The sequence below is a fragment of the Methylobacterium sp. WL7 genome, assembly GCF_008040085.1.
Lineage (GTDB): Bacteria > Pseudomonadota > Alphaproteobacteria > Rhizobiales > Beijerinckiaceae > Methylobacterium > Methylobacterium mesophilicum.
Window position 1 is genome coordinate 42,889 of record NZ_VRVG01000024.1, and the last position, 12,009, is coordinate 54,897.

Sequence of the window (12,009 nt, forward strand, 5' to 3'; positions counted from 1 at the left end):
GCTCACTTACCTCGCGCGGCGAGTTCGCCCGGCAGCGCGTAGGCCCATTGCGTGATCGTGCCGGCGCCGAGGCACACGACGTAGTCGGTGGGCTTGGCGAGTTCGGCGACGATGCCGGCCAGTTCCTCGGGCCGCTCCAAGGGGCGGGCGTCCCGGTGGCCGCGGGAGCGCAGGCCCGCGACCAGGGCGTCCCGGTCGGCGCCCTCGATCGGCGACTCGCCGGCCGTGTAGACCGGGGCGACGATCACCGTGTCGGCGTCGTTGAAGCAAGTGCAGAAATCGTCGAACAGCGACGCGAGCCGGGTGTAGCGGTGCGGCTGCACCACCGCGATGACGTTGCCGTCGGTCGATGCGCGGGCGGCCTTGAGCACCGCCTTGATCTCCACCGGATGGTGTCCGTAATCGTCGAAGATCGTCGCCCCGTTCCACTCGCCGGTGCGGGTGAACCGGCGTTTCACGCCACCGAACCCGGCGAGCGCCCGGCGGATGGCGTCGTGCGAGACGCCGAGCTCGTTGGCGACGGCGAGCGCTGCGGTGGCGTTGAGCGCGTTGTGCTTGCCCGGCATCGGCAGGACCAGGTCTTCCATCTCCATGCGGAAGCCCGGGCGCCGGTCGCGGATCATGACGCGGAAGCGGCTCTGGCCGCCCTTCAGGTCCACGTCGAGCAGGCGCACGTCGGCCTGAGGATTTTCGCCGTACGTGATGATGCGCCGGTCCTCGATATGGCCGACCATGTCCTGCACCACCGGGTGGTCGGTGCACATCACCGCGAAGCCGTAGAACGGGATGTTGTCGATGAAGCGCCGGAACGCGTCCTTCACCGCCTCGAACGAGCCGAAATGGTCGAGATGCTCGGGGTCGATGTTGGTGACGATGGCGACGTCGGCCGGCAGCTTGAGGAAGGTGCCGTCGGATTCGTCGGCCTCCACCACCATCCAGTCGCCCTCACCCATCCGGGCGTTGGTGCCGTAGGCGTTGATGATGCCGCCGTTGATCACGGTCGGGTCGAGGCTGCCGGCGTCGAGCAGGGTCGCGACCAGCGAGGTCGTGGTGGTCTTGCCGTGGGTGCCCGCGATGGCGACGCAGGACTTGAAGCGCATCAATTCGGCCAGCATCTCGGCGCGCCGAACTACCGGAAGGCGACGCTCGCGGGCGGCCTGCAGCTCCGGGTTGTCCCGACGGATCGCGGTCGAGACCACCACCAGGGCGGCCGCGTCGACGTTCTCGGCCTGATGGCCGACGAAGGTGCGGATGCCCTTCTCGGCCAGCCGGCGGACGTTGGCGTTGTCCGAGGCGTCGGAGCCCTGGACCGTGTAGCCGAGGTTGCTCATCACCTCGGCGATGCCGGACATGCCGATGCCGCCGATGCCGATGAAGTGGATGGGGCCGAGCTTGTCGGGCAGCTTCATCTGTCGTCGTACCTTCCGTAAAGTCATGGTTTCAAAAGGTCTGGGACCTTTTGCGGGTGCAGGGCGGAGCCCTGCTGTCGGGCCTTGCCCAACGCATCAGGGCTCCGCCCTGACAACCCGCCAAAGGGCTGAGCCCTTTGGAAACCCGATTGCTAACCGCTTCTGGCAGTCTGGATGACGACCTCGGCCAGCCGCTCGGCGGCGTCGTGGATGCCCGCGCTTCTGGCCGCATCGGCCGCCGCGGTCAATTTTGCCGGCGTCTCGAAGCAGGCGACCAGCTCGGCCGCGAGGCGATCCGGCGTGAACGCGGTCTGCTTCAGGGCCAGCGCCGCGCCGATCGCGTCGAGGGTCGCGGCGTTGGCGGCCTGGTCCTGATCGAGGGAGCCGGGCAGCGGCACCAGGATCGACGGCCGGCCGATCGCGGACAGCTCCGAGACCGTCGAGGCGCCCGAGCGCGAGACCACGAGGTGGCTCGCGGCCATGCGGGCCGGCAGGTCCTTGAAGAACGGCGCGGCCTCGAGGCCGGCGAGCCCCATGGCGAGGTAGCGGTTCTGCACCGCGGTCAGGTCCTCGGGCCGGACCTGTTGAATGAGGTGCAGGCGGGCGCGCAAGTCGGCGGGCAGGCGCTCGATCGCCTCGGGCACGACCTCGCCCATGACCAGCGCGCCCTGGCTGCCGCCGAACACGAGGAGCCGCAGGGCGTCGCCGTCGCCGAACGCGGGATACGGGATCTTGGCCGCCTCGATCACGGCCGGGCGGAGTGGGTTGCCGGTGTGGATGCGCGGCGCGCGCGCCTTGTCGGGTACGCCGCGGACATCCTTGAAGCCGGTGGCGATGGTGCGGGCGCCTCGAGCCAGGAAAGCGTTGGCCCGGCCCATCACGGCGTTCTGCTCGTGCAGCACCGTCGGCACCCGCAGGATCTGGCCGGCGAGCACAGGCGGCACGGTCGGGTAGCCGCCGAAGCCGACGATCGCGGCCGGGTTGATCCGCCGGATCTCCCTGGCGGCGACGCCGAAGCCGCGGCCCAGCGTCAGCACGGCGCCGGCCCGCTTCAGGGGCGAGCGGCCCGAGGGCGTCGCGGAGGCGATCGTGATCACCTCGGAAGCCGGGAACTCGCCCGAGATCGCGTCGACCCGGGCGTCGGTGGCGAGCGCCACCCGGATGCCGCGGGCGCGGAGAGCATGGGCGAGGCTCTCGGCCGGGAACAGGTGGCCGCCGGTGCCGCCCGCGCAGAGCAGGATCGTGGGGGTGAAGACCGTCACCGCATCACCCCGGCGACGGTGGCCGACGCGGTGCCGGGCGGCTTCTGGCTGAGCAGGACGGTGCGCGGACGTTTGCGGGTCAAGGCGACCAGGAAGCCGGTGCCGAGCGCCAGCGAGATCATCGACGAGCCGCCGAAGGAGACGAACGGCAGGGTCATGCCCTTGGCCGGCATCAGCTGGGTGTTCACCGCCATGTTGATGCAGGCCTGGAGTCCGAACAGGGTGGTCAGTCCGGTGATCGCCAGCCGCGAGAAGGTGTCGTCGGTGCGCCGGGCGAGCTTGAGGCCGCGCAGCACGATGAAGGCGAACAGGCCGACGAGGCACAGGCAGACGATCACGCCGAATTCCTCACCGGTGACAGAGAAGATGAAGTCGGTATGTGCGTCCGGAAGGTGGCGCTTGGCCACCCCCTCCCCCGGGCCGGTGCCGAACCAGCCGCCCGAGCGGAATGATTCCCGCGACCAGAAGTCTTGGAAGCCGCCGCCCGAATCGCGGTCGAGGAACTTGTTGAAGCGCTCGCGGACGTGATGGAAGAACAGGTAGGCCGCGAACACGCCGCCGAGGCCCAGAACGCCGAGCAGCGCCACCCAGATCAGGTGCAGGCCGGCGACGAAGAACAGGGCGCACCACACCATGGTGATCAGCATGGTCTGGCCGAAATCCGGCTGCAGCAGCAGCGGCACGATGGTGACCGGCAGGAGCAGCATCGCCAGGAAGCCGCCCGGCATATCGCGGCGCTGGGCGCCCTCCGAGAACGCCCAGGCCGCCACGACCACGAAGGCCGGCTTGACGAATTCCGACGGCTGCAAGCCGATCGGTCCGAACTGGATCCAGCGATGCGCGCCCTTGATCTCCGGGCCGAACTTGCCGGCGAGCAGGCAGAGCGCGACGCCGCAGATCCAGGTGACCAGCGCGAGCCGCCGGACCCCGCGCAGGGACAGGAACGACACCGCGCAGATCAGCAGGATGGTCGGCGCGAGGTAGAGCGCCTGCCGGTTGAGGAAGTAGAAGGTCGGCAGGCCGATGCGCTCGGCGACCGGTGGGCCGCCGCCCATCAGGAAGACCAGGCCGGCCACCATCAGCGCGAACAGCGCCGCGAGCAGCCCGCGGTCCACCGTCCACCACCAGTCGGTGAGGGGTGTGCGTTCCGCGCGTGAGATCATGCCGGGCAACGACTCCAGGCCGCGCGGAGGCCGGTCCGCGTCGGTCGGGCCGATCCTGTGGGGGAATGGTAAACGGAGCCTTATGGCCGGATGACCCTGGCGGCACCTGGGATTCCTCGGCGCGGAAGAACTACCGTATTCGTCCGAGGTATACTGTCGACGATGTCATCGAATGTTAATTCTCATTGTGCAACTTGGAGGTGTATCCCCACCAGGATCGGAGAGCGGTGCGATGCGTGCCCCGCTCTGCCAGGCCCGATCCGCACAGCAGAAGCCGGTCCGACATGTTCGCTGCTCTGAAGGTCCGTGAAGCGCAGGCCAAGCTGGCGGCCCTCGACCGCGTCCAGGGGCTGATCGAGTTCGATCTCGACGGCCGCATCCTGTCGGCGAACGGCAATTTCCTCGACGCGGTCGGCTACACCCTGCCCGAGGTGGTCGGGCAGCATCACAGCCTCTTCGTCGATCCGGAATACCGGGATTCAGCGGATTACCGGGCGTTCTGGGAGCGCCTGCGCGGCGGCGCGTTCGAGTCGGGCCAGTTCCGTCGGGTCGGTCGCGGCGGGCGGACGATCTGGATCCAGGCCTCCTACAACCCGATGCTCGACGCCCGGGGCCGGCCCTACAAGGTGGTGAAGTTCGCCACCGACATCACTCGGCAGCGCACCGAGGAGGCCGACCGCGCCGGCCAGATCGCCGCGATCCACAAGGTCCAGGCGGTGATCGCCTTCGACCTCGACGGCATGGTCCTCGAGGCTAACGACAACTTCCTCGCCGCGATGGGCTACGGCCGCGACGAGGTGGTCGGGCAGCATCACAGCCTGTTCGTCGAGGCGGGCTACCGGGACAGCGAAGCCTACCGGGCGTTCTGGGCGGCCTTGCGCAACGGCACCTATCAGGCTGCCCAGTTCCGCCGCCTCGGCAAGGACGGGCGGGAGATCTGGATCCAGGCCTCCTACAACCCGATCCTCGACGCCGGTGGCCGGCCCTACAAGGTGGTGAAGTTCGCCACCGACATCACCGATCAGGTCCGCCTGCTGGCCGACCTACGCAGGTTGATCGACAGCAATTTCGGCGCGATCGAGCACGCGGTCATGCATTCCACGGACGCCGCCCGCCTGGCCTCCTCGGCGGCGGACTCGACCTCCGGCAACGTCCAGACCGTGGCGGCGGCGGCCGAAGAGCTCGCCGCCTCCGTCGCCGAGATGTCCCAGAGCATCGTGCGCTCCCAGGGCGCCACCGACACCGCCTACGCCTGCGTGCGCGAGGCGGACGGCCACACCAAGCGGCTCGCCGACAGCGCGACGGCGATGTCCAGCATCGTCGGGCTGATCCAGAGCATCGCCGGCCAGATCAATCTGCTGGCGCTCAACGCCACCATCGAGGCCGCCCGGGCCGGCGAGGCGGGCCGCGGCTTCGCGGTGGTGGCCAGCGAGGTGAAGGCGCTCGCCGACCAAGCGGCCCGCGCCACCGGGCAGATCAACAGCGAGATCGCCAGCGTCCAGCAGGTCTCGCAGGAAGTGGTGGTCGCATTGGGCTCGATCGGGGCCTCGGTCTCGGTGATGCGCGAGACCGTGGTGTCCACCGCGGCGGCGATCGAGGAGCAGAGTGCGGTGACCCGGGACCTCGCCGAGAGCATGCAGAGCGCCGCCGGTGCGGTCACGGCGATTACCGGCAATATCGGGGCGATCGCGCAAGCCGTCGCCGACGTCTCCGAGGCGGTCGCCACCACCCGCGATGCCGCCAAGGTGCTGGCGCGCTGACCGGCCCGGACCGGGTTTCCAAAGGGCTCAGCCCTTTGGCTGGGTTCGGGGGCGGAGCCCCTGATGCATCGGGCGAGGCCCGACAGCAAGGCGCCGCCCTGCACCCGCAAAAGGTCTCGACCTTTTGAAACCCTGAAGACCGAAGCCCTCAGGGCAGCGCCTGCACCAGTTCCCGGAACCGGTCGCCGCGGATCTCGAAATTGCGGAACTGGTCGTAGGAGGCGCAGGCCGGCGAGAGCAGCACCACCGGCTCCGGGGCGCCCGAGGCGGCGGCGTTCTCGGCGGCCTTGGGGACCGCGACGTCGAGGGTCTCGCAGCGCGTGTAGGGCACGACGCCCTCCAGGGTGGCCGCGAAGGCGTCCGAGGCCGCGCCGATCAGGTAGGCGTGGGCGACCCGCTGGAAATACGGCACCAATGGGAAGATCCCGCCCTCCTTGGCCTTGCCGCCCAGGATCCAGTGGATGTCCCTGAAGGCGGTCAGCGCCTTCTCGGTGGAATCCGCGTTGGTCGCCTTGGAATCGTTGACGAACAGCACGGCGCCGCGTCGCCCGACCTGCTCCATCCGGTGCGGCAGCCCCGGGAACGAGGACAGGCCGGCCCGGATTTCTTCGCCGGTGAGGCCGAGGGCTCGGGCGACCGCCACCGCCACGGCGGCGTTCTGCCAGTTGTGGGCGCCGCGCAGCGAGCCGATGCCGTTGACGTCGGCGAGCGCTGTCCCGTCGGGGTCGCGGACGATGCCGTCGCGCACCGTCACGGCGTCGGCGCAGAGCGCGTCCCCGGTGGGTACGTGGACCCGCACGAGGTCACCGGCGCGCCGCTCGGCGATCGCCCGGCTCGGGCCGTCGTCGATCCCGACCACCGCCAGCCCGGCGCCGGCGATCAGGCGCTCCTTGATGGCGGCGTACTGCTCCATGGTGCCGTGGCGGTCGAGATGGTCCGGCGTGATGTTCATCAGCACGCCCACCGTCGGGTCGAGGCCCGGGGTCAGGTCGATCTGGAACGACGACATCTCGATCACGTGGACGCGGCCGGCATCCGGCGGCGCCAGCGACAGGATCGCGGTGCCGATGTTGCCGCCCATCTGCACGTCGCGCCCGGCCTGGGCGAGCACGTGGGCGATCAGCGCCGTGGTGGTCGACTTGCCGTTGGTGCCGGTGATCGCCACGAACGGCGCTTCGGGCGCCAGCGCCCGGCGCTCCCGGCAGAACAGCTCGATGTCGCCGACGATCTCGACTCCGGCCTCGCGGGCGAGCCGGACGGTCCAGTGCGGCTCCGGATGAGTGAGCGGCACGCCGGGGCTGAGCACCAGGGCCTTAAAGCCGGACCAGTCGGAGTCCCGCAGATCCTGCGTGCCGATGCCCGCATCCTGCGCACGCGCACGCGCAACGCTGTCGGCATTGTCGTCCCAGGCAACGACTTCAGCGCCGCCGGCCTTCAGCGCATTGGCCGTGGCCAGCCCCGATCCGCCGAGCCCGAACAGGGCGACCTTCTGGCCCGCGAAGACGGTGACGGGTGTCATGGGAAACTCAATTCAACGTGGGAACATCGCCGATCCCACCCAACCCCCTCATCCTGAGGTGCCTGCGCCAGCGGGCCTCGAAGGAGCCCTCCAGGGGTCACGCGGCCGGCTGGAGGGCTCCTTCGAGGCGCCCGCTTCGCGGCCGCACCTCAGGATGAGGGCCCGATTGGGATCGGCCGTAGTGATACATAGTCTAGCACAGTTTCTCAGCGCAGCTTCAGGGTCGCGAGGCCCGCGAGCGCCAGGATGACCGCGATGATCCAGAACCGGATCACGACCTGCGGCTCCTTCCAGCCCTTCTGCTCGAAATGGTGGTGTATCGGCGCCATCCGGAAGACGCGCTTGCCGGTGAGCTTGAACGACGCGACCTGGATGATCACCGACATCATCTCCAGGACGAACAGGCCGCCGACGATGGCCAAGACGATCTCATGCTTGGTCGCCACCGCGATGGTGCCGAGCAGGCCGCCCAGCGCCAGCGAGCCGGTGTCGCCCATGAAGATCTGGGCGGGCGGCGCGTTGAACCACAGGAAGCCGAGGCCGGCTCCGATCACCGCGCCGCAGACGACCGCGAGTTCGCCGCTGTCGCGGACGTAGTTCACCTGGAGGTAGCTCGCGGTGAACGAGTTGCCGACGAGATACGCGATGATCCCGAACGTGCCGCACGCGATCATCACCGGCACGATCGCCAGACCGTCGAGGCCGTCGGTCATGTTCACGGCGTTGCCGGCGCCGACGATCACGAAGGCTCCGAACAGGGCGTAGAACCAGCCGAGGTTCAGCAGCGCGTCCTTGAACACCGGAAAGGCGAGCTGGTTCTGCAGGGCGGCCGGTGAATAGACCGAGACGATCGTGCAGGCCGCGATGGCGATCATCGCTTCCAGGGACAGCCGGAACTTGCCGGAAAAGCCCTTGTGGGACTGCTTCGTCACCTTGAGGTAGTCGTCGTAGAAGCCGATCGCCCCGAAGCCCAGGGTCACGGTTAGGGTCACCCACACGTAGTGATTGCGCGGATTGGCCCAGAGCAGGATCGCCACGATGGCGCCCGCCAGGATCATCAGCCCGCCCATGGTCGGCGTACCGCGCTTGGTCAGCAGGTGGGTCTGGGGACCGTCCTCGCGGATCGGCTGGCCCTTGCCCTGGCGCAGGCGCAGCAGGGAGATGATCCACGGCCCGAACCAGAACACGAACAGGCCCGCCGTGAACAGCGCGCCGCCGGTGCGGAAGGTGATGTAGCGGAAGACGTTGAGCGGCGAGAACGTGCCGCTCAGTTCCGAGAGAAGGTACAGCATCCGGGCGCTCGGCCCCTTTGTTCAGGCGCGGGTTTCGGGGGGCGGCACCGATCGTCGCGAACGCTCGGGCGTGCCGATCATGGGGCGGATCAGGTCCGGATCACGGGGCGGCGGCCATTCCGCGCCGCGCCGGGTCGACCGCGTAGCGGGCTTTCAGCACATCGACAATCCGCCCCATGCGGCTGCCGTTCGATCCCTTGACCATCACGGCGTCGCCGGACCGCAGGTTGCGGGTCAGCGGCTCGATCAGGTCGGCGGCGGTGTCGGCGACGCCGCCGCGGCGGCTCACCGGCAACGCCTCGAACAGGTGGCGCATCAGCGGCCCGGAGGCGAAGACCAGGTCGATCCGAGCGGCCTCGATCGCCTCGACGAGGCCGCGATGCAGGTCGGGGGAGGCCGCGCCGAGTTCCAGCATGTCGCCCAGCACCGCGATGCGGCGGCCGCGCGGGCCGGTCTCGATGCCGGCGAGCGTCGCGATCGCGGCCCGGACCGAGGCCGGGTTGGCGTTGTAGCTCTCGTCGACCAGGTAGGCGGTGCCGCCGTCGATCTCGAGGGCGGTGCGCTCGCCGCGCCCGACCGGCGGACTCAAACCCGCCAGCGCCAGGGCCGCCTCGGCGAGATCGGCCCCCAGCGCGTGGACCACCGCCATCACGCCCAGCGAGTTCAGCGCCGCATGCCGCCCGGCGGTGCCCAGCTTGTAAGTGACGGGCTGCCCCATCACGACGGCGTCGACCACCGACAGGTCGGGGCGCAGCACGATTTTCTGCGCCCGCACGTCGGCTTCCGGATGCTCGCCGAAGCTGACGATCCGGCCGGCCCGCGACGCGCTCGCATGGGCGACCAGGCGGTCGTAATGCGCGCTGTCCCGGTTGATGATCGCCACGCCGCCGGGTTCCACGCCGGAGAAGATCTCGCCCTTGGCGTCCGCGATGGCCGAGACCGAGGCGAAATGCTCGACATGCACCGGCTCGACCGTGGTGATCAGCGCGATGTCGGGCCGGACCTGCGCGGTCAGCGGCACGATCTCGGCCGGGTGGTTCATGCCGATCTCGAACACGCCGTAGCGCGTGGTGCGCGGCATCCGGGCGAGCGTCAGGGGCACGCCCCAATGGTTGTTGTAGGAGGCCGCCGAGGCGTGGGTGTCGCCCTGCCCGGCCAGGACGTGGCGCAGGGCCTCCTTGGTCCCGGTCTTGCCGACCGAGCCGGTCACCGCCACGATCTGTGCGTCGGTGCGCGCCCGGGCGGCTTCGCCCAGGCGGGTCATCGCGGTCAGGACCGGGTCGGCCCCTGAATCCGGGACCGCCAGCACGGGGCCGTGGGCGGCCAGATCCTCGGCGCGGGCCTCGCTGACCACGGCGGCGGCGGCGCCGCGCCCGAGGGCGCTCGCGACGAAGTCGTGGCCGTCGCGCGCCTCTCCCTTGATGGCGAAGAACAGGTCGCCCAGCTGCAGCGTGCGGGTGTCGATCGACGCGCCGCCGATCGGGCGGTCTGCGCCGATCAGGCGTCCGCCGGTGGCGGCTTCGAGCTCGTCACGGGTCCAGAGTGCGGTCATGTCAGCCCCCGGTCACCATCCGGCCGCGCCATCAACGTGCGGCCCCGGCGATGGCGGCGCGCAGGACCTCATGGTCAGAGAACGGCAGCGTCCGATCTCCCACGATCTGGCCGGTTTCATGGCCTTTGCCGGCCACGACCAGCACGTCGCCGGGGCCGAGTCGCCGCACGGCCGAGCCAATCGCCTCGGCCCGGTCGCCGATTTCTTCCGCGTTGGGCGCTGCCGCCAGGATCGCCCGCCGGATCGCTTGGGGTTCCTCCGTGCGGGGATTGTCGTCGGTGACGAACACAACATCCGCCAGGCGCTCGGCGATAGCCCCCATCAGCGGGCGCTTGCCCCGATCGCGGTCGCCGCCGCAGCCGAACACCACGACCAGCCGGCCGGACGCGAACGGGCGCAGCGCGGTCAGCACGCTCTCCAGCGCCTCGGGCTTGTGGGCGTAGTCGACCAGGCACAGGCCGCCCCGCGCCTCACCGATCCGCTCCATCCGGCCGGGCACGCCGGTGAGGTGGTCGAGGGCCGCGAACACGCCGCCCGGATCTGCGGCGCCGGCCGGGGTCGCGAGCGCCAGGCCGGCCGCCACCAGGGCGTTCTCGACCTGGAAGTCGCCGACGAGGGGAAGACGCACCGTGCGCGTCACGTTTCCATGCAGGAGCGTGACGGCCTGGGCGAAGCCCTCGGTCCTCGCTGAGACGAGGCGGATGTCCGTGCCCGACCGTCCGACCGTGCGGACCGGCCGCCCGGCGCCCTCTGCCGCCGCGATCACCCGGTCGGCATAGGCGCCGTCGATGTTGACGATCGCCGGGCAGCCTGCGGGCAGCAACTCCGTGAACAGGCGCAGCTTGGCCGCGAGGTATTCCTCGATGCTAGCGTGGTAATCGAGGTGGTCGCGGCCGAGATTGGTGAAGCCGGCTGCCACGAGACGCACGCCGTCGAGGCGGCGCTGCTCGATCCCGTGGGAGGACGCCTCCATGGCGAGCTCGGTCACGCCCTCCCGGGCGAGGCGCGCCAGGGTCTGGTGCAGCGTCACCGGGTCGGGAGTCGTGAGCGAGCCGTATTCGGCGCCACGGTTGGTGACGATCCCGACGGTGCCGAGGCTCGCGGCGTCACGACCGAGCCGGGCCAGGATCTGGCGCACGAAATCGGCGACCGAGCTTTTTCCAGCCGTGCCGGTGACCGCGACCACGGCCCCGGGCTGCGCTCCGGCGAGCCGGGCTGCGGCGAGGGCCAAGGCCCGGCGGGCATCCGGAACTGCGATCCACGCCACCGCCTCGGGTAGGTCGGCTGGGCGCTCGCCCTCCCCGGCCACCGCGACGGCGCCGCGTCCGGCGGCCTGGGCGGCGAACAGGCGGCCGTCCGCCTGGGTGCCGGGCACCGCGACGAACACGCCGCCCGGCACGACCTGCCGGCTGTCGGCGGTCAACGCCGACACGGTCAGGTCGGCGGCCGGGCCGGCGGCCTCCGGGAAGAGCTCGGCGAGGCGCGCGTTCACGGGCCGCCCAACTGGTTGACGTGGTAGGCGTTGAGCTTGACCATCTGGGGGAACGGTCGCACCGGCGGCTCGAATTGCGGCGGCAGGCCCAGGATCGGGGCGACCCGCTCGATCACCTTGCCGGTGACGACGCCCGAGTTCCACGCAGCCGTGGCGTAGCCGCCCGATTCCGGAAGGCCCTGCGGCTCGTCCATGATGGTGATGAACAGGTACTTCGGGTCGTTCATCGGCGCCGCCGCCATGAAGGTGGTGAACAGGCGGTTGTGGATGTAGCGCCCGCCGATCACCTTCTCGGCCGTGCCGGTCTTGCCGCCCACGAAATAGTACGGGACCGCCGCCTTCTTGGCAGAGCCCTCCGCCGCGTTGAGGCGCATGATGTAGCGCATCGCCTCGGAGGTCTGACCGGAGAGGACGTGCGTGGCGCGGGCCTTGTCGTCGGGCGCCGCCTTCAGGAAGGTCGGGGTGATCAGGTCGCCGCCGTTGGCGATCGCCGCCACAGCGGCCGCGGCCTGGATCGGCGCCACCGCGATGCCGTGGCCGAACGCGATCGTGATGGTGTT

9 protein-coding genes are annotated in these 12,009 nt (G+C 70.2%); 1 reads left to right on the top strand and 8 read right to left on the bottom strand.

The features are described 5' to 3' along the window. Positions 1 to 2: 2 nt before the first annotated feature. From murC to FV233_RS09255, 3 genes are all read right to left on the bottom strand, one after another. Positions 3 to 1,409, bottom strand: a complete 1,407-nt coding sequence (murC, locus tag FV233_RS09245; protein WP_147854203.1) for a UDP-N-acetylmuramate--L-alanine ligase — start codon at positions 1,407 to 1,409, stop codon at positions 3 to 5. A gap of 152 nt (positions 1,410 to 1,561) precedes the next feature. Next, positions 1,562 to 2,671 (bottom strand): undecaprenyldiphospho-muramoylpentapeptide beta-N-acetylglucosaminyltransferase, encoded by a 1,110-nt coding sequence (murG, locus tag FV233_RS09250; RefSeq protein WP_147854204.1) that lies wholly within the window; start codon positions 2,669 to 2,671, stop codon positions 1,562 to 1,564. Next, positions 2,668 to 3,834 carry a putative peptidoglycan glycosyltransferase FtsW gene (locus FV233_RS09255; RefSeq protein ID WP_147854205.1) on the bottom strand — a complete coding sequence of 389 codons (1,167 nt, stop codon included), beginning with the start codon at positions 3,832 to 3,834 and terminating at the stop codon, positions 2,668 to 2,670. Before FV233_RS09255 ends, murG begins: the two co-directional genes overlap by 4 nt. A 284-nt stretch (positions 3,835 to 4,118) precedes the next feature. Here FV233_RS09255 and FV233_RS09260 point away from each other — a divergent pair, with 284 nt between their 5' ends. Next, a complete protein-coding gene (locus FV233_RS09260; RefSeq protein ID WP_147854206.1) occupies positions 4,119 to 5,594 on the top strand; it encodes a PAS domain-containing methyl-accepting chemotaxis protein in 1,476 nt (491 codons plus the stop codon). Between the two features lie 148 nt (positions 5,595 to 5,742). Here the strand turns inward: FV233_RS09260 and murD are convergent, their stop codons facing one another. The 5 genes from murD to FV233_RS09285 all read right to left on the bottom strand — a co-directional run. Beyond that, positions 5,743 to 7,113 (bottom strand): UDP-N-acetylmuramoyl-L-alanine--D-glutamate ligase, encoded by a 1,371-nt coding sequence (gene murD / locus FV233_RS09265; RefSeq protein ID WP_147854207.1) that lies wholly within the window; start codon positions 7,111 to 7,113, stop codon positions 5,743 to 5,745. Positions 7,114 to 7,319: 206 nt separating this feature from the next. Beyond that, positions 7,320 to 8,405, bottom strand: coding sequence for a phospho-N-acetylmuramoyl-pentapeptide-transferase (gene mraY / locus FV233_RS09270; protein ID WP_147854208.1), 1,086 nt, complete (start codon positions 8,403 to 8,405; stop codon positions 7,320 to 7,322). A 100-nt stretch (positions 8,406 to 8,505) separates the two neighbouring features. Beyond that, the gene (locus FV233_RS09275) at positions 8,506 to 9,957 is read right to left on the bottom strand and encodes a UDP-N-acetylmuramoylalanyl-D-glutamyl-2,6-diaminopimelate--D-alanyl-D-alanine ligase (protein WP_147897293.1); all 1,452 of its coding nucleotides are present in this window, start codon (positions 9,955 to 9,957) and stop codon (positions 8,506 to 8,508) included. A gap of 31 nt (positions 9,958 to 9,988) precedes the next feature. Beyond that, positions 9,989 to 11,449, bottom strand: coding sequence for a UDP-N-acetylmuramoyl-L-alanyl-D-glutamate--2,6-diaminopimelate ligase (locus FV233_RS09280; protein ID WP_147897294.1), 1,461 nt, complete (start codon positions 11,447 to 11,449; stop codon positions 9,989 to 9,991). After that, a partial coding sequence (locus FV233_RS09285) for a penicillin-binding transpeptidase domain-containing protein (protein WP_281407995.1) occupies positions 11,446 to 12,009 on the bottom strand: 564 nt, incomplete at its 5' end. The genes FV233_RS09280 and FV233_RS09285, both read right to left, overlap by 4 nt.